This is a genomic window from Streptomyces sp. NPDC051555 (genome assembly GCF_044454405.1).
GTDB lineage: Bacteria > Actinomycetota > Actinomycetes > Streptomycetales > Streptomycetaceae > Streptomyces.
The window spans coordinates 496,104-521,678 of sequence record NZ_JBITDP010000002.1; the positions used below are offsets into that span (position 1 = coordinate 496,104).

Annotated in this window: 25 protein-coding genes and 2 pseudogenes; 16 read left to right on the forward strand and 11 right to left on the reverse strand. The window is 68.9% G+C overall.

Features of this window, described 5'->3' with window-relative positions; genetic code table 11:
• Positions 1-298: 298 nt before the first annotated feature.
• Positions 299-925, reverse strand: coding sequence for a DUF5655 domain-containing protein (locus tag ACIBEA_RS06665; protein WP_399258680.1), 627 nt, complete (start codon positions 923-925; stop codon positions 299-301).
• Positions 926-1,080: 155 nt separating this feature from the next.
• On the opposite strand from ACIBEA_RS06665, the gene ACIBEA_RS06670 reads away from it, so the two are divergent.
• Together ACIBEA_RS06670 and ACIBEA_RS06675 are read left to right on the forward strand one after the other, a co-directional pair.
• Positions 1,081-2,232: a tyrosine-type recombinase/integrase gene (locus tag ACIBEA_RS06670; protein ID WP_399259049.1), complete on the forward strand. Its 1,152-nt coding sequence runs from the start codon at positions 1,081-1,083 to the stop codon at positions 2,230-2,232.
• The gene (locus tag ACIBEA_RS06675; RefSeq protein ID WP_399258682.1) at positions 2,229-4,691 is read left to right on the forward strand and encodes a tyrosine-type recombinase/integrase; all 2,463 of its coding nucleotides are present in this window, start codon (positions 2,229-2,231) and stop codon (positions 4,689-4,691) included. Before ACIBEA_RS06670 ends, ACIBEA_RS06675 begins: the two co-directional genes overlap by 4 nt.
• A gap of 50 nt (positions 4,692-4,741) precedes the next feature.
• Here the strand turns inward: ACIBEA_RS06675 and ACIBEA_RS06680 are convergent, their stop codons facing one another.
• From ACIBEA_RS06680 to ACIBEA_RS06690, 3 genes and pseudogenes are all read right to left on the reverse strand, one after another.
• Entirely contained in the window at positions 4,742-5,443 is a 702-nt protein-coding gene (locus ACIBEA_RS06680) for a hypothetical protein (protein WP_399258684.1), read from the reverse strand.
• Between the two features lie 237 nt (positions 5,444-5,680).
• Positions 5,681-5,935, reverse strand: a pseudogene (locus ACIBEA_RS06685) (transporter); the annotation flags it as partial.
• A gap of 436 nt (positions 5,936-6,371) precedes the next feature.
• Positions 6,372-6,611: a chaplin gene (locus ACIBEA_RS06690; protein ID WP_399258686.1), complete on the reverse strand. Its 240-nt coding sequence runs from the start codon at positions 6,609-6,611 to the stop codon at positions 6,372-6,374.
• Between the two features lie 487 nt (positions 6,612-7,098).
• Between ACIBEA_RS06690 and ACIBEA_RS06695 the strand changes: the two genes are divergently transcribed.
• Positions 7,099-8,409 carry a molybdopterin-dependent oxidoreductase gene (locus tag ACIBEA_RS06695; protein WP_399258688.1) on the forward strand — a complete coding sequence of 437 codons (1,311 nt, stop codon included), beginning with the start codon at positions 7,099-7,101 and terminating at the stop codon, positions 8,407-8,409.
• Positions 8,406-8,939, forward strand: a complete 534-nt coding sequence (locus tag ACIBEA_RS06700; protein ID WP_399258690.1) for a hypothetical protein — start codon at positions 8,406-8,408, stop codon at positions 8,937-8,939. The genes ACIBEA_RS06695 and ACIBEA_RS06700 overlap by 4 nt, the downstream gene beginning before the upstream one ends.
• Here ACIBEA_RS06700 and ACIBEA_RS06705 read toward each other — a convergent pair.
• Together ACIBEA_RS06705 and ACIBEA_RS06710 are read right to left on the reverse strand one after the other, a co-directional pair.
• On the reverse strand, positions 8,909-9,592 hold the full coding sequence (locus ACIBEA_RS06705) for a class I SAM-dependent methyltransferase (protein ID WP_399258692.1): 684 nt from the start codon (positions 9,590-9,592) through the stop codon (positions 8,909-8,911). The two genes, ACIBEA_RS06700 and ACIBEA_RS06705, sit on opposite strands and share 31 nt — an antisense overlap.
• A gap of 323 nt (positions 9,593-9,915) precedes the next feature.
• Positions 9,916-10,083, reverse strand: coding sequence for a hypothetical protein (locus ACIBEA_RS06710; RefSeq protein WP_399258694.1), 168 nt, complete (start codon positions 10,081-10,083; stop codon positions 9,916-9,918).
• Positions 10,084-10,295: 212 nt separating this feature from the next.
• Between ACIBEA_RS06710 and ACIBEA_RS06715 the strand changes: the two are divergent.
• Both ACIBEA_RS06715 and ACIBEA_RS06720 read left to right on the forward strand, forming a co-directional pair.
• Positions 10,296-10,717 (forward strand): annotated as a pseudogene (locus ACIBEA_RS06715) (hypothetical protein).
• Between the two features lie 139 nt (positions 10,718-10,856).
• Positions 10,857-11,192: a hypothetical protein gene (locus ACIBEA_RS06720; RefSeq protein WP_399258696.1), complete on the forward strand. Its 336-nt coding sequence runs from the start codon at positions 10,857-10,859 to the stop codon at positions 11,190-11,192.
• A 459-nt stretch (positions 11,193-11,651) separates the two neighbouring features.
• Here ACIBEA_RS06720 and fdx read toward each other — a convergent pair whose 3' ends face one another.
• Positions 11,652-11,996, reverse strand: coding sequence for an ISC system 2Fe-2S type ferredoxin (gene fdx, locus ACIBEA_RS06725; protein ID WP_399258698.1), 345 nt, complete (start codon positions 11,994-11,996; stop codon positions 11,652-11,654).
• 361 nt (positions 11,997-12,357) lie between these two features.
• On the opposite strand from fdx, the gene ACIBEA_RS06730 reads away from it, so the two are divergent.
• The 8 genes from ACIBEA_RS06730 to ACIBEA_RS06765 all read left to right on the forward strand — a co-directional run bounded on the left by ACIBEA_RS06730 (position 12,358) and on the right by ACIBEA_RS06765 (position 21,287).
• Positions 12,358-12,942 carry a TerD family protein gene (locus tag ACIBEA_RS06730; protein WP_399258700.1) on the forward strand — a complete coding sequence of 195 codons (585 nt, stop codon included), beginning with the start codon at positions 12,358-12,360 and terminating at the stop codon, positions 12,940-12,942.
• A 703-nt stretch (positions 12,943-13,645) separates the two neighbouring features.
• The gene (locus ACIBEA_RS06735) at positions 13,646-15,556 is read left to right on the forward strand and encodes a potassium channel family protein (protein ID WP_399259050.1); all 1,911 of its coding nucleotides are present in this window, start codon (positions 13,646-13,648) and stop codon (positions 15,554-15,556) included.
• A gap of 49 nt (positions 15,557-15,605) precedes the next feature.
• Positions 15,606-16,586 carry a GlxA family transcriptional regulator gene (locus ACIBEA_RS06740; protein ID WP_399258702.1) on the forward strand — a complete coding sequence of 327 codons (981 nt, stop codon included), beginning with the start codon at positions 15,606-15,608 and terminating at the stop codon, positions 16,584-16,586.
• A gap of 119 nt (positions 16,587-16,705) precedes the next feature.
• Positions 16,706-17,455, forward strand: a complete 750-nt coding sequence (locus tag ACIBEA_RS06745) for an MBL fold metallo-hydrolase (protein WP_399258705.1) — start codon at positions 16,706-16,708, stop codon at positions 17,453-17,455.
• Between the two features lie 165 nt (positions 17,456-17,620).
• The gene (locus ACIBEA_RS06750; RefSeq protein WP_399258707.1) at positions 17,621-19,069 is read left to right on the forward strand and encodes a vanadium-dependent haloperoxidase; all 1,449 of its coding nucleotides are present in this window, start codon (positions 17,621-17,623) and stop codon (positions 19,067-19,069) included.
• A 90-nt stretch (positions 19,070-19,159) separates the two neighbouring features.
• Positions 19,160-19,336 (forward strand): hypothetical protein, encoded by a 177-nt coding sequence (locus tag ACIBEA_RS06755; protein WP_399258709.1) that lies wholly within the window; start codon positions 19,160-19,162, stop codon positions 19,334-19,336.
• Positions 19,337-19,445: 109 nt separating this feature from the next.
• Entirely contained in the window at positions 19,446-20,003 is a 558-nt protein-coding gene (locus ACIBEA_RS06760; protein ID WP_399259051.1) for a DM13 domain-containing protein, read from the forward strand.
• A gap of 228 nt (positions 20,004-20,231) precedes the next feature.
• Entirely contained in the window at positions 20,232-21,287 is a 1,056-nt protein-coding gene (locus ACIBEA_RS06765) for a PucR family transcriptional regulator (protein WP_399258711.1), read from the forward strand.
• Position 21,288: 1 nt separating this feature from the next.
• On the opposite strand, the gene ACIBEA_RS06770 is transcribed toward ACIBEA_RS06765, so the two are convergent.
• Genes ACIBEA_RS06770 through ACIBEA_RS06780 form a run of 3 tightly spaced genes read right to left on the reverse strand, consistent with a single transcriptional unit; the run spans position 21,289 to position 24,309 of the window.
• On the reverse strand, positions 21,289-22,587 hold the full coding sequence (locus ACIBEA_RS06770; RefSeq protein ID WP_399258713.1) for an SLC13 family permease: 1,299 nt from the start codon (positions 22,585-22,587) through the stop codon (positions 21,289-21,291).
• Positions 22,584-23,057 (reverse strand): CBS domain-containing protein, encoded by a 474-nt coding sequence (locus tag ACIBEA_RS06775; protein ID WP_399258715.1) that lies wholly within the window; start codon positions 23,055-23,057, stop codon positions 22,584-22,586. The genes ACIBEA_RS06770 and ACIBEA_RS06775 overlap by 4 nt, the downstream gene beginning before the upstream one ends.
• The gene (locus ACIBEA_RS06780) at positions 23,044-24,309 is read right to left on the reverse strand and encodes a cation:proton antiporter (RefSeq protein ID WP_399258717.1); all 1,266 of its coding nucleotides are present in this window, start codon (positions 24,307-24,309) and stop codon (positions 23,044-23,046) included. Before ACIBEA_RS06780 ends, ACIBEA_RS06775 begins: the two co-directional genes overlap by 14 nt.
• A gap of 202 nt (positions 24,310-24,511) precedes the next feature.
• Here ACIBEA_RS06780 and ACIBEA_RS06785 point away from each other — a divergent pair, with 202 nt between their 5' ends.
• Positions 24,512-24,832: a hypothetical protein gene (locus ACIBEA_RS06785; RefSeq protein ID WP_399258719.1), complete on the forward strand. Its 321-nt coding sequence runs from the start codon at positions 24,512-24,514 to the stop codon at positions 24,830-24,832.
• Between the two features lie 4 nt (positions 24,833-24,836).
• The gene (locus ACIBEA_RS06790; protein WP_399258721.1) at positions 24,837-25,046 is read left to right on the forward strand and encodes a hypothetical protein; all 210 of its coding nucleotides are present in this window, start codon (positions 24,837-24,839) and stop codon (positions 25,044-25,046) included.
• Between the two features lie 4 nt (positions 25,047-25,050).
• Here ACIBEA_RS06790 and ACIBEA_RS06795 read toward each other — a convergent pair whose 3' ends face one another.
• A complete protein-coding gene (locus ACIBEA_RS06795; protein WP_399258723.1) occupies positions 25,051-25,554 on the reverse strand; it encodes a nitroreductase family deazaflavin-dependent oxidoreductase in 504 nt (167 codons plus the stop codon).
• Between the last annotated feature and the right edge of the window lie 21 nt (positions 25,555-25,575).

A 25,575-nucleotide genomic window follows, 5' to 3' on the forward strand; every position in this document is an offset into this window, starting at 1 on the left:
CAGCCCACGGTTGGGTGACGCTGAGGGAGGCCCCGCGTACGGGGGATGACGCGGGGCCTCTGACCAGACCATAGCGTGCCCGAAGTATCACGAGGTGGACTCCCCAGCCCGTTCCAGCCGCTAGGCCCGGCGGAAGATAGCAGCGGATCCCCGGTCAGCCAAACCGGGGAATCGCCGGATCATTGGAAATCCACCGCCATCCATGCCCACACCGTCGAGAGGCACCGTCACGAACCCAGTCGGCCATCCCGCACCGAGCCCCTCCGGGGTCCCCGGCCCGGCCCTGGACACCGGGCTGTCACGCCAGCGCGTAGCTCTGCCGGAAGTAGTCGGCGGCGCGCTCCAGGTCCCGCTCGGTCTGGAGCGTCAGCTCCAGGGCGCCGGTACCGTGGTGGCCGAGCCCCGTCACATCCCGTGCGAAGCCGGGCACGAGGTCGACCGTCGCCAGGTCGGCCTTCAAGTAGACCAGCAGCTTGGCCTTCTTCGGCGGGACCAGGCAGGCGTAGTTCTGCATCCGCCGATAGGCCGTGTAGGTCTGGTTCGAGACCTTGGTGAGATCCTCGCCAAGCCCGAGCAGCACCTCGTCGACCGCCGCGGCCAGCTCCGCCATGACCTCGGCCCCCACCGCGGTTCGCTGTGCCTTCGCCTTGCCCCGGGTCCCACTCCCGGCTTTCGGCGCTGCGGCACGGCCGGCGAAGGAGGCCACCGTCTCAAGGCCGACGTGCTCGCTGCCGAAGTAGCGGTAGCGGACCAGGTCGATCGCGTGCCGGTGCTCGCGTACGGCGTGGATGTCGTAGCGGGTGAAGTCGCCGGCGACGCAGATCAGTCTCGGTGCGCTCCAGAGCACCTGGCCCGCGGCGTGAACTCCGAGCCGATCGCGGACCAGGTGCCTGAAGGCGTCCCGGTGGTCGACCAGCCAGGCCATGTAGAACAGGCCCTGGTTGATGACCTGTTGACTGAACTACTGACGGAGTTTCCGCAGGTCAGTGACCTTGTGGTGGGGGCGTCGTTGAGTCGGCCATGGAGGCATCAAGAGACCTGTCAGCCCTGTCCGTACCCCTGGTCGGAGAGCTGGTGGCCATGGATGATCCGTGGGATCCCTACCGGCTCATCGACCCAGCCGGACAACCGGTCGAGGGAGCGGGCGCCTTCCTACGGGATCTACAGGGAGCCGGTCGTTCAGCGACGACGGCCCGTTCCTACGGGATGGATCTGCTGCGCTGGTTCCGCTTCTTGTGGGCTGTCGAGGTGTCGTGGGATCGGGCGAGTCGGCTCGAGGCGAGGGACTTCTCCCGCTGGCTTCAGATCGCCGGCCAGCCGAGGCGTTCGCACTGGCGGCGCCCGAGCGAGGCGGGCCGATGGGCTGCGGGCGGGAAGCCGTACGCACCGTCGGTACGAGCGCACAGCGAGACAGTGCTGCGGAGCTTCTACGACTTCCACCGCGACATCGGCACCGGGCCGCTCCTCAACCCGTTCCCGCTGGATCGGACGCGTCGCGGTCGGCGGGCTCACGCCCACCGCAACCCGATGGATCCGCCCCGCAACGAACGCACCGGTCTCTACCGGCCGAGGGTGCCCAAGCGGGTGCCCCGCAGCGTGCCTGATGAGGAGTTCAACGAGATCTTCGCCCGGCTCCCGTCCCACCGGGACCGGGCGCTGGTCGCCTTCTACGTCTCGACCGGCGCCCGGGCCAGCGAACTGCTCAGCACATGGCAGGCGGGCGTCGATCCAGGACGCCAGCTGATCTCGGTGGTCCGCAAGGGCACCCGCGAAGTCCAGGAACTCCCTGCCTCGACCGATGCGTTCGTCTGGCTGCGGCTTTACCAGCTGGAGATGGACGATGCGATCCCACGCGGGCAGCGCCTCCCGGTGTGGTGGACTCTGCGCTCACCATCGAGACCGCTGACCTACCACGCGGTTCACCGCATGTTCGAACGGGCGAACACCAAGGCCCGCACGTCCGCGACGCTGCATGCGCTGCGGCACACCGCCGCCTACCGCATGGCCGAGGATCCCAGCCTGCCCCTCACCGATGTCCAATTCGTCCTTGGTCACGCCCAGTTGACCACGACACAGCTTTACCTCACGCCCCGCAAGGAGGTGGTGATCCGGCGGCTGCTGGCCCACCACTCCGAACAGACGCGGCAGGCAGCCTCCCGCATCGCACCACCTCCCGCAGCCGACTACCGGCCGGAGAGCCTCGATGTGCTGTTCGGAGCCGGTGCCCGGTGACCAGCACCTTGTCGGCACGCGCCGACCGCGCCCTGGTTCACGGGGTTTCACCTGGGCGCAACCGCGCAATGGCCGCCCAGCAGCGCTTCCCCGCCCGGACCGTTCCTGACAGCTGGCCGGGCACCGAGCGCTCGCGCGCCGAGGTGGCCCGATTGCTGTCCCGTCCGCCTTACACGCTGAAGAACGCCGGCAGCGAACTGCACCACAAGCACGGCATCGTCATGGTGCTGGACTGGCTGGAAGACCAGCCAGGACAGACCTGGCAGGAACGGTGGCAGGCCAGCGGCATCGAGCAGGCCGGCGCCGCCTGGCGGCCGGTGATCAAGCAGTGGCTGCACGAGCGCGGCCTGAAGGCGGCCTGGCGCATGCCGGTGGTGGGCCGGGCCCTGACGACGGTGATCAGCGCTGAGTTGCTGCGGCCGTCGGTGGACTGGCTGGCCGCCGGCGCCAGCCGCCAAGGAGTGCTGGTCCGCTCCATGGCGCACAGCCGTGATCCGCGCGGATTTGAGCGCCTGCGCGAGTTGGGCTCTCAAGCCCAGGGCGTGCGGCCGGGCGCAGTCAGCACGACGCTCTGCCGCAGCGCCCTGATCCTCGCGGCGAAGGGCGGCAGACTGGCCGATATCACCGTCGGCGATGTCCTGGAACTCCTTGAGATCCAAGCCGTGGTGCTCAAGCGGGCGATGGCGGGGACTGAGGTGTTCTACCGCCTGCTGCACCAGTTCGGGGCCCTCGGGGAGGGCGCCCCGCAGAATCTGCGTGCGGTCCGTAACCTGGGACAGCGGAGCCCGGAGGAGCTGATCGACCGCTACGGACTGATCTGCCGTCCCGTCCGTGACCTGCTGGTGGACTATCTGCGGGAACGCCAGTCCGCGCTGGACTACAACAGTCTGAGGTCCCTCTCCTACCACCTCGGCAAGTGTTTCTGGCAGGACATCGAGCATCACCACCCCGATGCCGACAGCCTCAGCCTCGCCCCGGACGTCATCGGGCAGTGGAAGCAGAGGATTCGCACCAAGGACAAGACCGTCACCGGTCCCGACGGCCGGCGCACGAGCGCAAAGGTCGAGAGGCTCAATCACCGTGACACGCTCACCCAAGTGCGGGCCTTCTACCTCGATATCGCTCAGTGGGCCCTGGAAGAGCCCGGCCGCTGGGGCCCGTGGGTGGCACCGAGCCCGGTGAGGGCTGACGAGTTGGAGCACCGCAAACTACAACGCCGACGCAAGGCGAGGATGGACGCCCGCACCCGCGAGCGCCTGCCGGTCCTGCCGATCCTTATCCGCTCGGTCGACCAGCGTCGCAGGGACGCTGCCGCGGTACTGGACTCCGCCCGGCACACCAGCCCCGGCGAGGTGTTCACCGCTGCCGGTCAGCAACTCGTACGCGCCGTGGTTCCGCACGGAACGGCCGGCCGGATCTGGGCCGAGGACCCGGACACCGGCAAACGCCGAGATCTGGGGCTTGAGGACGAGAGGGCCTTCTGGACCTGGGCCGCGATCGAGGTCCTGCGGGCCACCGGCATCCGCATCGAGGAACTGCTCGAACTCAGCCACCACAGCCTGGTCCAATACCGGCTGCCCACCACCGGTGAACTCGTCCCCCTTCTGCAAATCGTGCCGTCCAAGACCGATACCGAGCGGCTGCTGCTGGTCAGCCCCGAGCTCGCTGACGTCCTGAGCGCGATCATCTGCCGAGCCCGAGACAGCACCGGGGCCGTTCCCCTGGTCCGTTCCTACGACCGCCGCGAATGCGAGTGGCAGGCGCCAGCCCCGTTGCTCTTTCAACGACGCATCTCCGGCGAGGACCGCGCATTCACCGACGAGACCGTCCGCACAATGCTGGACCAGGCCCTCGTCGCCACGGGCCTGACCGATACCGCCGGCGACCCACTGCGCTACACACCGCACGATTTCCGCCGCCTGTTCATCACCGACGCCATCCTCAACGGACTGCCACCACACATCGCCCAGGTGATCGCAGGCCACCAGGACATCAACGTGACTCTCGGCTACAAGGCCGTCTACCCCGAAGAAGCGATCCAGGCGCACATGGCCTTCCTGGCCCGCCGCCGATCCCTCCGCCCGAGCGAGGAATACCGCGTCCCCACCGATGATGAATGGCAGGAATTCCTGGGCCATTTCGAGCGGCGCAAGGTTTCCATCGGCGCCTGCGGCCGCGCGTTCGGCACCCCCTGCATTCACGAACACGCCTGTGTCCGCTGTCCGATGCTCTGGCCCGACCCCACCCAACGCGATCGGCTCGTTGAAATCCGCGACAACCTCCTCGCCCGCATCACCGAGGCCGAACGCGAAGGATGGCTCGGCGAGGTGGAAGGACTGCAGGTGAGCCTTGCCGGAACGGAAGGGAAACTCGCCCAACTCGACCGGCGCCCTGCCAGCAGCAGCGTCGACCTCGGCATGCCCACGAGCCAACTCGTCAGCAGGACATCGTCCGCTTGAGTAGCGTCAGGGTCCACGCAAGCCGGGATGGCGCCGTGCGGCAAGATGCGTCAGGACATGAAGGGGGTCTCATGAACGGCGAACTCTGCGATGGATGGGTTCACTCGCTTGGCGGGCAGACGCTCTGCTTCACCGGCAAAGTACTCATAGATGGCGAATGGACGATCCGAAAGCGCTGCCGGGAGATCGCCCAACAGCTGGGAGCGGACTGGAAGCCGGACTTCTCGCGCAAGATCACCGTCTTCGTCCACGGCGATCTCGCAAGCCAGGCTGTGACCGACACGCACCGGGAGTACAGTCAAAAGTTGGTGAGCGCGGCGGATTGGCGCGATCGAGGACACCACATCTGTGTCGTGGATGGTAATGGCTTCGCAGACTTGATCGGTGGATACCCTGCACGCTGCAGAGAACTGCAGCAGACACAAGGCCACGACGATCACGTCCTCGTCCTTCCCCAGACCGGAGATGGGATCCTGGGAGGCCCGCTTCAACGCCACAGAGTCGGCCAACATACCCCTGGCCCTCTGACGATCGACCTTGCCCACCTCGACAAGGGCACGGAGGCGCACGAGGCGACCATCGCCGCGCTCATCAAGCACCTGGCCGCCCAGCAAATCGAAGTACGCGGACACGCCCGCAATGCTCCGCGATTCGACGCGGGCTGGTCGCGCGGTCAGGAGGTCTTCATCGCTGAAGTCAAGAGCTTGACCGGTGCGAGCGAAGATCAGCAGATCCGTCTCGGGATCGGCCAAGTCCTCGACTATGCCCACCAGCTCCAACTCGCGCGGACTTACGGCCAGATACGCCCCGTTCTGGTGCTGGAGAAGCAGCCGGCCGACCCGAGGTGGATCTCTCTAGCTGAGTCCAGCGGGATCCTTCTTACGTGGGGCCCCGTCTTCACAGGGTGCTGAAGGTGCCAAAGCCGCGGCTTCGACGCCGCCGGGACCGACGGGCTCGGCCGACGGCTTTGCCCAGCCACATCGTGCGAGTTCAGAGAACACGCCCGCATCGGTGCCGCGCTTGTACTCGACGATCACCGGTGCGCCGTTCTCGTCGATGCCCACCGAGTCGATCCGACCGCCGTGCACCGGACCGGTGCTGTACTCGCTCGCCAGGAACCGGACCCCGAGCATCGTCTCCATGTGCGCCTCGACGAGATCTTGGACATCCGCCTCGGCCTCGGCCAAACGCGGCGTAACCTCCGTCACGCCGCTTTTCGTGTTGAACAGCTTCAGGCCCGACACCTCCCCCTTCTCGACCCTGCCCCACTGCAACAGCGGGCGGGTCAAGATTGTTTCCGGAAGGGTCTTCGACCGCGTACGGGCTGTGTGAGAGGCTACGTCCGGCAGCTGGGGCGGTTTCCGTCCCAGATCCCACATGCGTCCCACGCTTCTCCTGACTGGGGCCGCCCCGCGCTCGTGTCCCACTGGCCTCGCCTGGCTGCTCCCACCTGCGCAACCGCGTGGCGCACAGGCATGACGGCCGCGGGGCGGGTAGACGGGTCGCATGTCACTGCCAGGAGAACTGCTGTCCGAGTCCACGGTGCGGGACGTGATCGGGTGGCTCGTCCACGCGATCGAAGCCGCCGGAGCCCTCATCATCTTCACCGACAGGAGTGGAACAGCGACGTTCGTCCCGGCCGGACATGCCGCGGGCCGGGACGAACCTGGGCCAGGGCCTTCAGCTGTTGATGCAGGTGTTGCCGAAGGCGGGGTTGAGCAGGCCGATCACGCTGACGCTGTTGCCGCACGCGTTGACCGGGATGTGGATCGGAATCTGGATCAGATTCCCCGACAGCACCCCCGGGGAGCCGATTGCCGCACCGGATGCCCCGGCGTCGGCGGAGGCGACGGCCGCTCCGCCCATCACGGTCATGCCGACGGCGAGCGCGAGGACTGCACTCTTCAGAACACGGGACATGGGGCTCTCCACTGCTGGTTCAGCGGCGCGTACGCGCCGGCGACCCCGAGACCGGGCCCGCGCCCTCTCTTCGTCGTGGCACACAGGGTGGTTTGGCCTTCACCGGCCCGTTCCCTCGAAGGGGTGGCCACGGTCGTGCATCTGGCCGAACGCTTCGTCCACACGCTCCAGGTCGTCGGGCTGACTCGTGCCGGTACCTCCTGCGGCAGCTCGTAGTCGATCAGGACGAGCAACACGGCCCGCTCCCGCGCCGCTCTCGGCATGTGAATCCCGGCTTCCGAGTCGCGCCCACGGCAACTTGTGAGGAGCCGTAAGGATGGCGCCGCGTGTCATGGGTCTGGTGAAGGGCGTGGGCGCGGGATGTTCTCCCGGACGCTCATGCTGGATGGGCCGGATGCGCAGGGAGAAGTGCCGGATGGATGCAAGAGGCCAGAGCGACCTGCCGGATGGCGTGCCTGAGGGGCCGTCCGCCTCCACGAGGCCCGCGATGCCCCCGCGTACGCCGGTCGCCGAGCGGGTGCGGGACGTGGTCGGCCGGGTGCGGGCGGCGGGTCCGCCGCTGGGCCCGGCCCGCCCCGGGTTCTGGCGCAGTCCGCTGCGGGGGCCGTGGCTGACGGGCGTGTTCGGTCTGGTGCTGCTGGTCGGGGTCATCGTGCTGTTCGTGACGGGCCTGCTGTCCTACGCCGCCTACAATCCGGACCTCGCCCCACGCAACGACCAGACACCCGGCAAGGGCTGGCTCGGGTTCTACCTGTTCACCTGGCCGACGTCCCCGTATTGGCTGTACCGCCTCACCCAGGGCGTCCACACCGTCCTCGGCGTGGTCCTCGTCCCCGTCCTCCTGGCCAAGCTGTGGTCGGTGATCCCGAAGCTGTTCGAGTGGCCGCCGCTCCGCTCGGCCGCCCACGCCCTGGAGCGTCTGTCACTGCTGTTGCTGGTGGGTGGGGCCGGGTTTACGTTCGCCACCGGGATCTTGAACATCCAACTGGACTACCTCTTCCCCGGCTCCTTCTACACCCTGCACTTCTACGGTGCCTGGGTGTTCATGGCCGCCTTCGTCGTCCACGTCGCCTTCCGGCTGCCGCGCGCCATCCGCGCGGTGCGGGCCGGCCGGGGATTCCAGCCCGCACCCGACTCGGAGGAGGCCGCCGGACTGGTCTCCCCGGGGCCGGCGGCTCCGACGATCTCACGGCGTGGAGCGGTCGCGATGGTGGGCGCCGGGGCGTTGGCCCTGTTGGTGGTGACGGCCGGCCAGAGCGTCGGCGGCTGGTGGCGCAAGACCGCTCTGCTGGCTCCCCACGGCCGCGATCCGGGTACGGGCCCCAACGGCTTCCAGATCAACAAGACCGCCGCGTCCAGCGGAATCCGTCCCAGCGACATCGGACCCGCGTGGCGGCTGACCGTACGCGGCGGTGGCCGTCAGGAGGTGCTGACCCGGGAGATGCTGCTGGCGATGGAGCAGCGGGAGGCGGCGTTGCCGATCGCTTGCGTGGAGGGCTGGTCCACCCCTGATCAGCAGTGGTCCGGGGTACGGCTGACCGACCTCGCCGCCCTCGTCGGACTCGGTACCGACACGCCTCAGGTGCTGGTCGAGTCCGTGCAGCGCGGCGGGTCGTTCTCCTCCGTGGTCCTCGCTCCCAACCAGACCCGCGATGACCGCTCGCTCCTCGCCGTGCGCGTGAACGGGGCCGACTTGTCACCGGACCACGGCTACCCGGCCCGCGTGATCGTCCCGGCGGCCCCGGGCGTCCACAACACCAAATGGGTCACCCGCCTCACCTTCGGAGAGCCCGCATGACCCTCTCCACCAAGTCGGCGGCCGCAGCCTTCCGCCGCCGTTACGGCGCCTCCCCGCTCCACCTCCTGCTCACCCTGGCCTGCTTCGCCCTGGCCCTCTACGCCGGTATCCGCCTCCTCAAGGGCGACACCATGGGCGTGGCGATCTGGTTCGTCGGAGCGGCCCTCCTCCACGACCTGGTGTTGCTCCCCGCCTACTCGCTCACCGACCGCGCCGCCCAGTTCCTCTTCCACGGCCGGACCCGCGCGGCAGAGAACGTGCCGCGTCCCGGCGTGAACTACCTCCGCGTCCCGGCCTTCATCTCGGGCGTCCTGTTCCTCGTCTGGTGGCCGCTGATTCTGCAGCAGGGCGGCCACTACACCGCCGCCACCGCCCTGTCCGCCGACGGCTTCCTCGTCCGCTGGCTCCTCATCACCGCAGGCTCGTTCCTCGCCTCGGCGCTCGTCCTGTGCGTACGGACCTGGCTGCGCCTGCGGCCCGCGCGCAAGGAGGTCCGGGCTCAGGCACGTGCCCGCAAGGCGACGAAGTGACGCTCGCCCGTCGGTGACGGCTCAGTCCACTGCTCGACGGGTGTCCAGCCCGATCTTCTGCCGTGCAGGACCAGGGCCCGTGAGCCGACGGTCGCCCAGGCGAAGACCGGGCTCGACGCCGTCTGCCCGGCATGGATCCGCACCCGACGCCGTTCGTCGATGTCGGCGGGAGAGGTTTCCGCGATCAGGAGTCCCCGGAAGCGGACCAGACCGCGGACGCGTTCCAACAGACGCCGCGGATCCCCGCCGATGCCGATGTTCCCATCCACCAGGAGCGCGGTGTCCCAGCTGCCCTCGTCGGGGAGCAGCTCGAACACCGACCGGCTCACCGCCCTGCCGCCCCGGCAGACGGTGGAGATGACGGCGGTCGGACACACGTCGATCCCCAGCACTCGATGCCCCCGCCGGGAGAGCTCTTCGACGAGGCGCCCGGCCCCACACCCGATGTCCAGAACCCGGCCCGCGCAGCGATCCACGACGCCCCGGTCCACGGCGTCCGCCTTCGCGCACCAACGGCGGACGTCCAGGGGCATGCACCAGCCCTCGCCGTCCCGCAGCGTGAGACCACTCTCCGCCGCGCAGAGCGCATCGGCGTACGGTCCCCGCTGCCAGGGCTCAGAGCCCCTGGTCCGCATCGAAGCCGCGGTGTTCACAGCTGCTCCTGCCCTCCGTGGACCGTCCGCCGGAGGCGCTCGGGCGGACGGAAGGCGCGCCGCCTGTGCAGCGGACGACGCGGTCTGCGGTGCTCCTTCGGTTTTCCTGGTGCGGTCTCGGCCGACGTTAGGTCGGCTTGCCGGAAGCCGCCTGCCGAGTGCATCAGACGGGCGACCAGGGACGGGGACCGGAGGCGTTCGGGTGACCGCAGTCGCCTCCCCGGCGCGATGTCAATTCGACCAAGAGCGGCATCTACGCGATCCCCGCCGAGTGGCGCTCGCGGTCCGTCGACCAGCCCGGTGGCGAAGAGTTCATACACGAGCTACGCGGCCACCTCGGCGACGGCTCCTCGCTGGTGACCATCGGCAACATCCACGCGCGGTACACGCAGCCGCTCGTGCCGAGGCATGACGTACGCCAGCAGCCGTACCCGCAGACACAGTACCCACAGGGCCAGTACCCGCAGCCCTACGCCGAGCAGCCTCAGCACCCGGCGGCCCCATACGGAAACGGGACACCGCAGCCTCAGCAGGAACAGCCCTGGTCGGGCCGCCCCCAGTAGCACGACCCACAGCAGCACTACCCAGGAGAGCCGCGTTGATCCCCGTAGTCCTCACTCCCGAGATAGCCACGATCGGCATCCCCCTGGGCCTGCTGTTCTCCCTCATGCGCTACCTGACCACGAACCTCTCCCCCGGCGGCATGATCACCCCGCTCGCCCTCACCCTCATCGGGGGTCTGCAGCGGGCGACCCCCGCCCTTGGCATCACCGCCCTGACGTACACGCTGACGCTCATCACGCAGAAGTTCGTCATCCTCTACGGCAAGCGGCTGTTCGCGGCAGCCCGTACCGCCGACGCCATGGCCCGCTCGACGACCAGGGTGGACGTCCTTCCGCTCAAGGGCGTCACGGCGAAGAACCGGCCGACCTCGATCGGCGTCCTGTACCCGGGCGACCTGGTGTTCTTCAAGCTCGACAAGCGCACCGGCGAGCGCCTGGACCACACCGGCATGTACCTCGGCAACGACGTGTCGGCCGCACCATCGGCGACAAGGGCAGCGCCTCCCGCCTCGACGGCAACGGCTACTACGCCACCACACTGCGCAACGCCAAGCGCCTCTGACCCACGGCCAGCCGGGGTGGCGGACGCAGCGGCCACCCGGACGGGTCCTGAGGCATGCGGTCTGGTGGCCCTGTAGGGAACCCGAGAAGATCAGCAGGGGGCTGTATGGCCCCCGCCGATCCGACCGAGGGGAGCAACCATGAGCAACACCGACGAGACGTTGCCGCAGCCAGTGGTGAACGAGGCGGACCAGGACGTGCTGACGCCGGAGGCGGGAGCGGGCGTCACCGTCATGATCAACCCGTACACCGAGATGGCGGCCGGTGACGTGGTCGTCTTGCAATGGGACGGCGGTATTCACCAGGACGAGCAGGTGGTGACAAGCCAGCGAGCGGGCAAAGCACTCCAGTTCTCTGTGCCGTCCGAGGTCATCGCGTCCAATCTCGGGCAGTCGGTACAGGTCTCTTATACGGTCACTCGGAGCGCTGGTGCGCAGATCGGTTCGGAGCCGCTCGACCTGACGGTCGAAAGCTAGGAGACCCCGCACGGCGGCCGGTCCCGCAGGGAGGATTGCAGGTCCGGCCGAGGCTGAACCTGCGGCTTCAAATCCCAGGCCACCAGATCTTCTGACCAGGGTCGACAGCTGGCTGACGTGCGGCGACTAGGTTGGAACATGAATCCCCAGTCGACCGAGTTGGATGGCACAGCGACTGGCTGTCCCGTCTCAAACGATGTGGGCTGTGAGCGAGGCTGTGAACTGCGGCGACCAGATCGGCTGAGACGTCAAGGTGTCGGAATTCTCAGCCGACCTGGTCCTACGGGCGTGGACGGTCAGCCGTCTCAGTGGGTCTGGTCCGGCGGAGCGGATCTGGGCGGTACCAACCCTGGCATTCGGCAGTGCCAGTTGGGCGCCGAAGGTCTCCTGGATACCGAGCGAGGGCGTCCGGGCGGAGCCGCTGCGGTGGTCGAGACGGACGGACCAAGGCGCAACTGACTACATGGGGTGATTCTCCGAGGCATGATTGATCGTGTACTTGGGGATCTCGACCACCAGGTCCTCCGCACCGATCACGGCCTGGCACGAGAGCCGCGACTTCGCCTCCAGCCCCCAGGCCATGTCGAGCAGGTCCTCTTCCTTGTCGTCGAGCTCGCCCAGCGAGGCGAAACCCTCACGCACCACCACATGGCAAGTGGTGCAGGCGCCCGACTTCTCGCAGGCGTGCTCGATATCGATGTCGTGATCCAACAACGCGTCGCAGATGCTTTGCCCGCGGGAGACCTCGATGACCACCCCATCAGGACAGTAGGTGGGGTGAGGAAGGACCACAATCTGTGTCATGAGCAGCACTCTAGGCAACTAGCCGCGCGCCGGGAGGGGGTATCCGAGAACAGGTCATCGCATCCTTGACCGGAGACGGGGTGTCCCTGCAGACCAGATTGGCTGAGAAGTCGAGCGAACCGAACGAGACCAATTGGGACCAGGAGCAGATCGGCTGAGGCGGGACAACTGACTTCGGTGAGAGCTGTCACCTCGTAGCGCACTTCTGTGACAGCTCACCTTGACCGTGCGTCATCGGAGTGTGATCGGCCAGTCAGCTCTGCAGGCGTAGCCGCAGATGCCGGACCTGGTGGAAGGAGCGATAAGGGGTACAAGGCACACTTCACGTGTCACAGCCCCTAGACGGACAAGAGGATCGAGCATGATCACGCTCAAGAAGGAAGACGGCCCGGCTGATCTGGACGGGGTAACCCACCTGTCCATCGGGGTGTCCTGGGACCCCACCGTCGGAAGCAGCGGCGGGTTGCTGGGAAAGATCCGCCAGAAGACCGGCACAGACCTCGACCTGATCGCCATCGCGATGGCGGGGGCAGAGCCGGTGCGACTGGCCGGCCTTGACTCCCTGGACCCGCTCGGCAACGGCGCGTTGGTCCACAGCGGAGACAACCAGACCGGGCACGGCGATGGCGACGACGAGACGGTGACCGTCGCACTCGACCAGGTGCCGTCCAACATCACCTCCATCGTGTTCCTCGCCGCCGCGTACAAGAAGCGAAGCGCCTTCCAGAACGCCCGGAACATCAGCTTCAAGGTCTACGACGCGACGGGCGGCAGCACTCAGCAGGTCGCCGACATCTGGCCGAGCCTGCTCACCACCGACAACGGCTGCGCCGTGGCGAAAGCGACCAGGGATGGCGCGGGCTGGAAACTCCAGGTGATCAACGAGACAGGAAAGATCAAGCAGGGCGACGAGCACGCCCTCATGCGCTTCGCCATGAGCAAGTAGCGGAAGTATTGTCAGCACGGGTTTCCCGACGCACCGCGCCCTGCCGAGTGTCACAGCCAAATTCGTTGATGGGCCTGGACCACGTACTGGTTCATCTGCCGTGGCAAGCATCGGAGCGGTCCTGACCGCGAAAGCAGCAGCCACTTCGGGGGAAGCACCCGCGTGTCTGGTGCAGCACCGGATGGGCGTGGGGCGCCCGCGCCGGGGACTGTTCGGCAACCGGCGAGCGGTGCGTGCCCGCGTCCGCCGAGCAGATCCGCGAACTCCCAGCCCGGGGTGGGCCCGCCTTCGTCCAGTGCCGCGGATACCGTCCTCGGGGTGCTGGATTGAACGGATTCACGAAGGGTCGGTGCACCCGGCTGCGGCCGCGCCTCGGGCTCACCTGTTGACGGCTGCCGAATGGAGCATCCCCCAACGTCTTAGCTCCCATTGGGCGGGTTCGTCCCCCTGAGACCCCCGCTCCCTGTAGAGCAGGAGTGGTCGTCAGGTCGAGGACCGCAACGATCACACCGACGCTGGCGCCGCCGATCATGTCCAGGGTCTGGACGGCGGACTTCCGGACCACGAATCCCTCGAACGGCGCCTCTCCGAGGAGTACGGGAACCAGCGGTCGACACGGACTGGACAGGGGTTCTGATCAGGGCATCCTAGGGCGGTGTCTTCGATATCAGCGCAGCCTCAACAGCACGGCTCCGATGGGCGGATGGTGGTGTGCGGTGATGACGGACTGGCCCGCCGCCTGGCTGCCGAGCTGCAAGATGTCTACAAGGAGCGGGTGACGCTCGTGGCGCCTGCGGGCCGCGACGCCCAGCCCAGCGTGGGCCGCGTCACTGGTGTGCCAGGGCGCGGCCTGCTGGGTGGCGCGCTTATGCGGCCGCGGAGCCCGATCGGCGGGCAGTCGGCCGTGCGAGAGCTGCGGGTCCTGGAGGCGGCGGAGCCCGACGAGGAGGTACTGACCGCAGCTGGGGTGGCAGGTGCCGCCGCGCTGGCACTGGTCTACGAGGACGACGACACCAACGTACGGGCAGCTCTTGTAGCGCGTCGGCTCAACCCGAGGCTGCGGCTGGTGATCCGCCTCTACAACCGCAAGCTCGGCCAGCACCTGGAAGACCTCCTGGACCAGGCCGCGGTGGTGGCCGAGCCGGGCATCGACCTACGAGAGCTGGACTCCTCGACGACCGTGCTGTCGGACGCCGACACGGTCGCGCCCGCCCTTGCGGCCAGCGCCGTGGCGGGCACCAGCAAGGTGGTACAGGCCGACGGACTGCTCCTGCGGGCGGTGGAACGTACGCCTCCGGGGAGGGGCGAGGTGGCCGATCCGGGGCTGTGCACCCTGGCCCTCTTGTCCGCGACGACCAGCGACCCGGCGGGTGCGGAGGGAGCGGAGTCCAGTGGGGACCGCGGTCCCCAGCTGCTGCCGGACGACAGGGCAGTGGCTGCGGCGACAGGGCGTGGCATCGTCGCCCTCGAAATGATCGCGCGTGCGGAAACGGGCCGGTCGCGACAGCGGCTGGGCACCGGAGCGCTGCCCGTGGCCTCCTTGTTCTCGCGGCGGCTGCGATGGTCCCTCTTCGGCATGGTGGCCGCTGTCGCCGCGCTGGCGCTGGCGTCGTGGGCGACCACCGGTGACCACCCCCTGCACGCCGCCTACATCACCCTGCTCGACATCTTCGCGATCAACGACCCTGCGGTAGGCGACCCGGCGCAGCGTCAGGTGCTGCAGATCCTGGCCGGGTTCGTGGGCCTTCTGCTGCTGCCGGTCCTGGTAGCCGCCGCGCTGGAGGCGCTGGGCTCCTTCCGTACGGCGACGGTCCTGCGGCGGCCCCCGCGGGGGTTGTCGGGCCACGTGGTCCTGCTGGGTCTCGGCAAGATCGGCGCGAGGGTACTGGCGCGGCTGCGGGAGCTCGGGATCCCGGTCGTGTGCGTGGAGTCGGACCCGCAGGCGCGGGGGCTCGCTCTGGCTCGCGGACTGCGCGTACCGGTGGTGATCGGTGACGTGACCGACGAGGGGGTACTGGAGGTCGCCCGTATCGACCGGGCGCAGTCCCTGCTCGCGCTGACCAGCTCCGACGTCACGAACCTGGAGGCCACGCTGTACGCCCGCGCGGTGAAACCGGACCTCCGGGCCGTACTGCGCTTGTACGACGACGACTTCGCGACCGCCGTCTACCGCACCCTGCGGGCCGCCCACCCCTCCGCCCTGACCCGCAGCCGCAGCGTGACGCACCTCTCGGCCCCGGCCTTCGCCGGGGCGATGATGGGCCGCCAGGTGCTCGGGGCGATGTCGGTGGAGCGACGCGTCCTGCTCTTCGCCGCCGTCGACGTGGCCGGGCACCCCCATCTGGAGGGCCGCACCATCGCCGAATCCTTCCGCCCGGGCGCCTGGCGGGTCCTCGCACTCGACACCACCTCTCCAGCGGAGCGTCGGCCGGACCTGGCCTCGACCCGTACGGAGGGACCTTCGCGGCAGTCGGGGCTGACCTGGGAGCTGAACCCGGGGTACGTCCTCGCACCGGAGGACCGCGTCGTGCTGGCCGCCACCCGCCGTGGACTGGCCGAACTCCTCGGGCGAGGCGTGCCGACGGGCGGCGGCCGCCACGATGGCCGGATCTGAGACAAGCTCGTCATCGCGGACACCGGGACGCGGGCACGAAGATCGGTACATGCCCGCAGCCCACCGTGTCGTCATCGTCGCCTTTCCCGGCGTGGAACTCTTGGACGTCACGGGGCCCGCCGAAGTGTTCTCGGTCGCGTCCCGGGTGGCCGAAGCGCAGCACCGCGGATACACCGTGCAGATCGCTACGGCGGACGGCGGTCCCGTGCGCACCTCCAGTGGTGTCCGGCTCCTTGCCGACCTCCGCCTCGACGAGGTGACGGGCCGGGTGGACACCCTGCTGGTGTCCGGAGCGGTCGTTCACGCCGAGGGGGTGGGTGTCCGGGCCGTCGTCGATCCGGTGGTCACGGACTGGCTGCGTACGGCGGCGCCGCGGGCGGGGCGTACCGGGTCGGTGTGCGCCGGCGCACACGTGCTGGCCGCGGCGGGCCTGCTGGACGGACGCTCCGCCACCACCCACTGGCTCACGGCGGCGCAACTGGCCGCAGCCCATCCCGAGGTCCGCGTGGATCCCGACCCGATCTTCGTCCGATCCGGTTCGGTGTGGACCTGTGCCGGGATCACTTCGGGGATGGACATGGCGCTGGCGATGGTGGCCGAGGACCGCGGTCAGGCCGTCGCGCTCGCCACCGCACGCATGATGGTCATGTACGTCAAACGCTCCGGGGGCCAGAGCCAGTTCAGCGTGCCGCTCTCCGTCCAGGCACCCACCGACGACCGCATCGGCGAACTCCGCCAGTGGATCGCCGAACACCCCGACGCGGATCTCACCGCGGAGGCACTCGCCGCGCGCGTCAGCCTCAGCACCCGCCACTTCTCCCGACTCTTCGCCCAGCGCACGGGCACCACGCCGGCGGCGTACGTCGAATCCGCCCGGCTGGAGGCCGCCCGCCGGCTCTTGGAGGAGAGCGACGCCGGGCTGCCGCAGATCGCGGCCGCCAGCGGGCTCCGTTCCCTCCAGACACTCCACCGGTGCTTCCAGCGGCACCTGGGAACCACTCCTGCCGCATACCGCCGCCGCTTCCGCTGACCCCCCACTTGCCCCTTCCGTGTTCCAGCACGCCAACCGGCGGACGCCGAGGCATGCCCACGCATGCCCACGCCGACCCACGCCGGCCCACACACCTGGCCCGCATACGAAAGGCCCCCATGCCCGGCACGAAGATCATTCCCATACCGGTCCTCGGCAAGCACGCGGTCAACGCCTACCTGCTGCTCGGCCGACGCCCGGTCCTCGTCGACGCCGGAACGCCCGGCAGCGGGCGAACCATCCACGACCGGATCCGCGACCACGGAGTCGACCCCTCCGACCTCGCGCTGATCGTCATCACCCACGGCCACATCGACCACTTCGGCTCGGCCGCGGAGCTGCGCCACCTCACCGGGGCACCGGTCGCGGGCCACGTCGCCGACCTCGAGCCCTTCCGCACCGGCCGGGCCCGCATGCCCCACTTCCCGACCGGTCCCATGGGCCGGGTGATGAACCGGAACCGGAAGCTGCACGTCCCGGCAGACCCCTTCGCACCCGAGATCGTGATCGACGGTGACACCGACCTGGCCGACTTCGGACTCGCGGCCCGCATCATGGCCACCCCCGGCCACACCGCGGGCTCCGTCTCGGTCCTGACCGACGACGGAGACCTCGTGGCGGGTGATCTCGTGGCCAACTCCTTCATCGGCCTCATCCCCGGCAAACCCGCGAACCCGCCCTTCCACGACGACCCCCTCGGCAACCTCACCAGCCTGCGCCGGATGCTCGCTCTCAACCCCAGGACGCTCCATGTGGGCCACGGCGTCCCACTCGACCCGGAACGCGTCCGGCGGTGGGCGCAGCGGGAGCAACGACGCCTGTCCCGTCGCGCCGCCCAAGGCCGCCTGCGAAGCCGCACGAAGAGCTGACATAGGCGATTCGCGGACGGTCCGGTTCTCGTCGTCGTGGTGGGCGGGACCGGCCATTCCGCGCCGACGGCGCATTTGTCCAATCCTCGCGGCGTCGGGGTCCGTCATGATCACGCGGCCACCGCTCGTGGTGATCGACATGTCCGTGACCAGGGGGAGTCAGCCATGCCCACGAACACCCACAGCAGAAGAGTCCGTACCGCCATCCGGCAGCGCGCAGCCGCCGTCGTCCTGGCAGCGACCGGATCCGTACTCGCCGCCGCACCTCAGCCGGCGCACGCCGCAATCCCGGCCCAGTCGATCGCCGACCCGGTGCACTACTGGAACGACGTCCTCCAGAACGTGTTCAGGCGAGTGGGCGGCGGGCCGGTCCCCATGGCCCGGGCCGCGGCCATGATGAACGCCGCGATCTACGACGCCGAGTCCTCCTACCAGCTCAAGTGGAAGGGGAGGATGACCTCGGAGGCCTACATCCACGCGGCGAACTACTCGGGCTGGCTGGAGGGACCCGACGAGGAGGAACGGGTCATCGGCCGCACCGCCTACAACATCCTGCTCAACCTCTACGGCAACCAGCAGACCGGCACCACCTACCAGGACCAGACCACCTACCTCGACTCCCGCTTCACCGAGCGCTTCGGCACCAAGCCCACAGACTTCGACCTGGTCGACGTCTCGGTCGTGGGCACCATGGTCAAGCAGATGACGGACGCCCGCAGCGGCGACGGCTCCGTCAATCCGCAGGTCTACTCCCCCGACGACAAGCCCGGTGCCTGGCGGGCGACTAGCTACCCCGACATGGTCGACGCGAAGTGCGACGAGGACAGCGACGCCATCAACCCGTTCTGGGGCCAGGTCAAGCCCTTCTCCCTGACCTCGGGCTCCCAGTTCCGCCCCACCACCCTCACCCAGTACGGCACCTACGAGAACCTCCTCGCCAGCGACGAGTACAAGCGGCAGGTCGACGCCGTCCGCCGCGCGGGAGCCGATCAGCCCACCGCGGCCACGCCCACGGTCACCCGGACCCCCGACCAGCTGGCGGCCGCCTGGTTCTGGGCCAACGACAACGACGGCACCTACAAGCCCCCGGGCCAGATGCTCCAGGCCACCCGTGAGGTGTCCAAGGCCCGCGGCCTGGGCGTTTACGCCAACGCCCGTCTCTTCGCTCTCGTCTCGCTCGCCCTCGCCGACACCGGGATAGCCGTCCGCGACGCCAAGTTCGCCACCCCGATGGACCTGTGGCGGCCCGTCTCCGCGATCCGTGAGGGCGGCCTCGACCCCCACTGGAAGCCTCTCCTGAAGAACAACGACGGCGTGAACGTCAACCCGTGCTTCCCCGCCTACGTCTCTGGTCACGCCTCCTTCGGCGCCGCCTGGGCCGGCGTCATGAAGCGCTACTTCGGCAGCGACAACATCTCGTTCGACCTCACCACCGACGAACCCCGCGCCACGATCAAGACCCGCCACTTCACCAGCTTCAGCGCCGCCGCCAAGGAGGACGCCGACAGCCGCATCTGGCTCGGCGTCCACTTCCCGTGGGACGCCACCGACGGACTCGCCCTCGGCGACAAGATCGCCGGCCAGGTGTTCAGCACCAAACTTCGCACCCTGTGACATGAACCGGGGGGCGGGGGTCGTGCGCCCCCGCCCCACCGTATGGGAACCTGGGTCCACCACTCGTTCCTCCCTGCCAGGAGACGCTCCATGCGCCGAACCCCTTCGACCGGGCGGGTGTCACCCCTCGTCGTCTTCGGCGCGATCCTGACCGCCTCCGGCACGGCCCTGTACCTGAACCCAGGCCCCGCCCTTCCGCTGTTCGCCCTCGGTGCGCTCGCGTTGGCAGTGACGGTCACGGTCTGGCTCTTCTCCCGGCAGCACTGACCTCCGCGCGCGCCCGACGTAAGGCTTTCGTCACCGGGCTGGGCTCACGCCCGGGCCCGCGATTCCCGTTGAATTGCGGGAAACGAACCCGGGTGGAGAGAGAGTGGCAGTGGAAGAGACGAAGCGGCCCCGCAGGATCGTCGCCGGGATCCTGCTCTCGGCCGTTCTGTTCTTGGGCGGCGGACTGTACTGGTTCCAGCCCTGGAAGCTCTGGCAGGACGACAGCGTCCACGAGGCCCTGCCCGCCACGGTCCCGGTGCCGCCAGGCGCTCCCGGCACTCCGCCCGGCGCCCCCTCCCCCGCACCGGCGGAACCGAAGACCGTCGCGGAGGGCACCTTCATCAGCCACGAGCACACCACGACGGGAACAGCGAAGCTGATACGGCTCCCCGACGGCTCGCACACCCTCCGCCTGGAGGACCTGGACACCAGCAACGGGCCCGACCTGCGCGTGTGGATCACTGACGCCCCGGTGAAGGACGGAGTCTCCGGCTGGCGGGTGTTCGACGACGGCAAGTACGTCAGTCTCGGCAAGCTCAAGGGTAACCAGGGCGACCAGAACTACGCCGTCCCGCCCTCGGTGAACCTCACGGACTACTCCAGCGTCGCCATCTGGTGCGACCGCTTCGACGTCTCCTTCGGCGCGGCCGCCCTGACGGCCGTGTGATCCGGTACCACCCGGATGCCGCCCCCCCCATTTCCATGGCTCGGCATCCGGGCGGTACCGCGTTCCCCCGTGCACTGATCTTCCCGCTCCCACCCGTCGGCGCGCACTGCCGGTGACCGGCAATCTTTACGCGTCTCTGATGCCGATGACGGAGCCGTCTCCGGCCCGTGGCACCCTGGTGGCCGCGTCAAGAAGGCGTCATGAGCGCATCAGGACTGGGGGAAGTGCGTGACCGACCGAGCGGCAACAGCGGATCATCTGGCGGGCTACGCCGACATCGTCGCCGCGGCCTGTGCCACCGGCCGCAGACTGAGCCGCGACGAGCTCGAGTCACGTCAGGCTGAGGGAGAGCGGGCCGCGGAAGCCGGGCTCCCGTTGCACGGCCTGATACGGGACCATCTGGCGGCGGCGCAGACCGTACGGCCCACACCCTCCTCCCCCGGCCCCCTGCTGTCGGTGCTCGAACAGGCCGTGGACGCCTTCGTCGAGGGGTACGAACGCGCTCAACAGCAGGCGGTCCGCCAAGAGGAGGCAGCCCGCCGCGAGTTCGTGGACGACCTGCTGTACGGCGGGAGTGATCTGGGCCGCCTCGCGGAGCGGGCCGAGCGCTTCGGGCTCCGCTTGTCCCAGGCCCACGCCGTGGCCGTCGCCGCCGGGCCGGAGCCGTACGGCGACGGCTACCGGGTGGCCCGGGGCATCGAGACGGCGGTCCTGACCCGCTTTCCCGGTCGGCAGATCCTGCTGACCACCAAGGACGGCCGGCTGATCTGCGTGGCCCCCGGGGACCAGCCGGACGTCCTCGCCTTCTTCGCCAAGCAGGCGTACGCCGCCACCGACGGCGGTCGGGTCGCCATCGGGCGTTCCCACCCCGGAGCGGGCGGAGTCGTCCACTCCTACGAGGAAGCACTCGGCGCCCTCGACATCGCCGAGCGCATGGGGCTCGACGGGCCCGTACTGCACGCCGTCGATCTGCTCGTCTACCCGGTCCTCACCCGCGACCGTCAGGCGATGTCCGATCTGGTGGAGAGCACCCTGGGTCCCCTCACCACGGCACGCGGCGGCGCCCAGCCCCTCATCGACACGCTCACCGCCTACTTCGACAGTGGGTGCGTGGCCACGGAGGCGGCCCGCAAGCTGTCGCTGAGCGTCCGGGCACTCACGTACCGCCTGGAACGCATCCACACCCTCACCGCGGCCGACCCGGCGGATCCGGTGAACCGCTACACATTGCAGACCGCGGTGATCGGTGCCCGTCTGCTCGGCTGGCCGGGAATCTCGGACTGAACTACGCGAGGGCGAAGTAGCGCAGCCACAGGTAGACGGCGGAAACCGCCACCGTGACCACGGTGACGACGAGACCGTACTTGGTGAACTCCCAGAAGCTGATGGGATGGCGGTTGCGCTCGGCGATGCCGAGGACGACGACGTTGGCGGAGGCTCCGATGGCGGTGGCGTTGCCACCGAGGTCGGCGCCCAGCGCGAGGGCCCACCACATCACGTGGTCTGGATCGCCGCCCATGTCGCCGACGAGCTGGCTGGTGATCGGCGCCATGGTCGCCACGTAGGGGATGTTGTCGACGATCCCCGAGAGGACCGCGGAACCGCCCAGCAACAGCATGGAGCCGCCGAGTTCATTGCCGCCGATCGCGTCCGCGAGGGAGCCCGCCAGGTCCCCGATGACGCCGGTCTCGATGAGCGCGCCGACCATCACGAACAGGCCCGCGAAGAAGGCCAGCGTGGGCCACTCCACCTCACCGAGCACCTCACCGGTCTCGACCTTCGAGATCGCGATGAGCAGTCCGGCGCCGAGGAGTGCGACGACGCTCGGCTCGTAGTGCAGGACCGGGTGCAGTACGAAGCCGGCGACGACGAGCCCGAGGACGCCGAGGCCCTGGGCGAGGAGCTTGGGCTCGGTGATCGCCTCGCGCTCACGCAGTGCCATCAGCTCGGCGGCACGCTTCTCGTCGTAGACGAAGTGCTTCGCGAACATCACCCGGCACATCAGCACAAGGACAGCCACCAGCACCACGCACAGCGGAGCGAGATGGACCAGGAAGTCGTTGAAGCTGAGCCCGGCCCGGCTGGCGATGATGATGTTGGGCGGGTCACCGACGAGCGTGGCCGTGCCCCCGATGTTCGAGGCCAGTACCTCGGCGATCAAGAAGGGCACGGGGGACAACCGAAGCCGGTCGCAGACCAGGAGCGTCACGGGTGCCACGAGGAGCACGGTGGTGACGTTGTCGAGCAGCGCCGAGGCCACCGCCGTGATGACGATCAGCATCGCCATCACCCGGAACGGCCGGGCCTTCGCCTTCTTCACCGACCAGATCGCCAGGTACTCGAAGAGACCGGTCCGCCGGAGCACTCCGACGATCATCATCATGCCCATGAGGAGGAAGATGACGTTCCAGTCGATGCCCGTCTCATCGGAGTGGAACGCCGCCCCGTCGTCGGTGGCGCCGATCGCCAGCATCAACCCGGCCCCGCCCAGAGCCGCGGCGACGCGGTGCACCTTCTCGCTGATGATCAGCGCGTAGGCGCCGGCGAACACGGCGATCGCGGCCCAGCTGTGCCAGTCGCTCACGCCGTTCCCCCCGCCGCGAGGAAGTGCCTCATCAGGGCCGCAACCGTCACGACGCCGACGAGGCGCTCCCGGCCCGCACCACCGGCCCGCTCGATGACCGCGACGAGCGGGACATGCGCACGGGCCATGACGGCGGCGATCTGGAGCACTCCCGCGTCCGGGCCGACGTAAGGGGGCTTGAAGGTCCGGCGCGGCAGCCACTCCGCGACCGTCCGGCCTTCCAGCTCCTCGGCCACGGTGTCGGCGTGCCGCTCGTCGATCACGGCGGCGAGCAGGGGGTCCTCCATCACGTACTCGGGTACCAGCTGCCTGACCAGCTGGGATCCGGGGACGACGGCGTACGGCACTCCATCGGTGTCGAGCACCAGGAGGGCGGGCAGGTTCTGCTCCGCCAGCAGCCGTACCGCGTCGACGGCGGGATCGTCGGTGGTCACATGCGGGTAGGGCTCGGCGAGATCACGGGCTGGCACGGTGTTTCTCCTGATCGGGTGTGTCAATCGGGGCAGGGGTGCGGGGCTGGTCCTGGTCGTCATCGTCCGACGGGATGCCCGCGAGGTCGTCGACGTGGAACAGACGGGCGATGGGCACATCGGTGCTGCTGTGGGCGATGATCGAGAAGGCGATGCAGACGGCGATCAGGGTGTACGCCGCCTCGCCCTGCGGAATCCCGGCCTGGAGCACGAGGAGCCCGTAGACCACGGAAGCGAATCCCTTCGGGCCGAACCAGGCGGCCACCAGCTTCTCGCGCCGCTCGATCTGCGCCCCCAGCAGCGAGACGAGGAGCGAGGCCGGCCTGATCAGCACGATGGCAAGGACGACCGCCACGTAGCCGCCCACCGGCAGGTCCCCGAACAGGGCCGGAGTCAGCAGGGCGCCGAAGACCAGGAGGGCCGCGAATTTCGCGAGTTCCGCCAGCGCTTCACCGAGGGGCTCGAAGGCCTTCTTCGCCTCGGGCGAGACCGAGGCGAGCACCGCGCCGGCGGAGAACGCGGCCAGGTACGGGTTGGCGTGGGTGAGGTGGCACGCGGCGTAGAGGATGATCCCGGTCGCCAGGGGCAACAGGGGCTGGAGCTTCGGTTCGGCGCCGAGGAGACGCAGCCGCACCAGTCCCGCGACCGCGAGCGGCAGGCAGGTCCCGAGGACCAGGCCCAGGGCGAGTTCGAGCGCGATCTCTCCGACCGACGACTGCACCTGCCCGGAGGTGGGTCCGGCGGCGGCGATGAGGATCAGCACGACGGGCAGTGCGAGGCCGTCGTTGATGCCGCTCTCCACGTTGAGCAGCTGACGCAGCTTCGCGGGGACCTCTTTGCGCCCGACGATCGCCGAGGCGAACACGGGGTCGGTGGGAGCCAGCACGGCCCCCACCAAGAAGGAGGTCGTCCAGTCCAGCCCGACGAGGTAGTGCGTGATCAGTGCCATGCCGGCCATCGCCAGCGGCATCCCCAGGCCCAGCGCCCGCGCCGGGTTCTTCCAGTTCCGGCGCAGCACCGGGAACGCGACGTGCATGCCGTCCGTGAACAGCACCGCGAACAATGCCAGGTCCGCCGTCACACCCACGATCTCACTGTCGGATGTGATGTGGATGAGCCCGAGGAAACCGTCGCTGACCAACGCCCCGCCCAGGAGGAAGAGGAGCGAAGTCGACAGCACCGTACGGGCTGCGAGCCCGGACAGCAGTACGGCGACGAGCAGTGCGATACCGAAAACAACGACGAGCACCATGGCTTCGAGCCCCGATCTACGAAGAGAGTCATCCCCTGTTCGCCGACCAGGCTTCCCGGCACACCAAGGGCTACTTTATATGCTCCTTACGAGTTTTTAACGGGTCCCTGACAGAAACCTGATCTCCGTATCCCTGCCGGACTCCGGCATTCACGACATGGACTGCCACGGTCTACGCTGGGCGGCACCCAGAAAGGCACGAATGAACGGAAACCCGGCGTTCCACGCCCTCGCCATGCTCGCCGCGACTCTGTTCCTGCTACCCCTGCCGATTGCGATCTTCGTCGGCTGGACGCCGCCGCGGCTCCCCGACCGCGCGACCGCTCTCCCGTACGCATGGGCGTTCCTCTGCCTGTACGCACTGGTATTCCTCAACGCGCTCCCCCGCATGCTGGACGCGTCGGCGACCGTCGTGACGCTCTGCACCGGAGCGGGACCGCTGTTCAGCCTCGCGGCCGTGGCCTGCCTCGTCCGGTCGCACTGGGCCGCCCGGGGCGCCACTCCTCCCCGGACCGAGAGCTGATCCCATGCCGGACACCAAAACCCTCGCCTGCCTCAAGCGGCACGCCACCGAGTTCCGCATGGCCGTCTCCGCCGTCTGGGTCGGTACCGCCTTCACCGTGGTCGCCGGCGTCATGTACGCCCTGGGCGCCCGCGGTTTCCCGGAACTGACGATCGGCATGGCCCTCCTCACCACCGGTCTGGTCATGCTGGGCTCGGGCACCGTGGAGCGCTGACCCCTCAGCCCCGACGGCGGGGAGGCACCTCGTCGAGGCGGACGAAGGGAATCCGCCGGCCCACCTCCCGGAAGCCTTCCGCCCCGCGCGCGGGAACGTCCAGACCGAGGTAGCGGCACAGGGCACGTGCGGCCCTCGGATGCCGGGCCGCGCTGGCGGCCATCACCTCGCCGCCTTCCTCGGCGGTGAGGAAGTGTGCGTTGACAGCGTGGAACGTCCGTCCCACCTGGATCGTGACCTTCGGGATGTGGCTCAGGTTCCTGTACCACTGGGCACCGGTCCCGAATCCCGAGGCCACCGTCCAGCTACCACGAACCGGATCGTGGGCCACCACTTCCAGACATACGGCGCGGGTCCGCCCGGACAGACGTCCGGTGTGCCGGAGAAGGAGCATCCTCGCGCCGAAGACGGGCCCGAGCCCTATGCGGTAGAGGCCGATCGGAAGCCGGGCCACGGTCCGGCGCCAGCCCGTGGGCGGCTCGGGCCGCGAGCGTCCGCGCCGCTTCACCACGTGACTCCCCACTCCCCT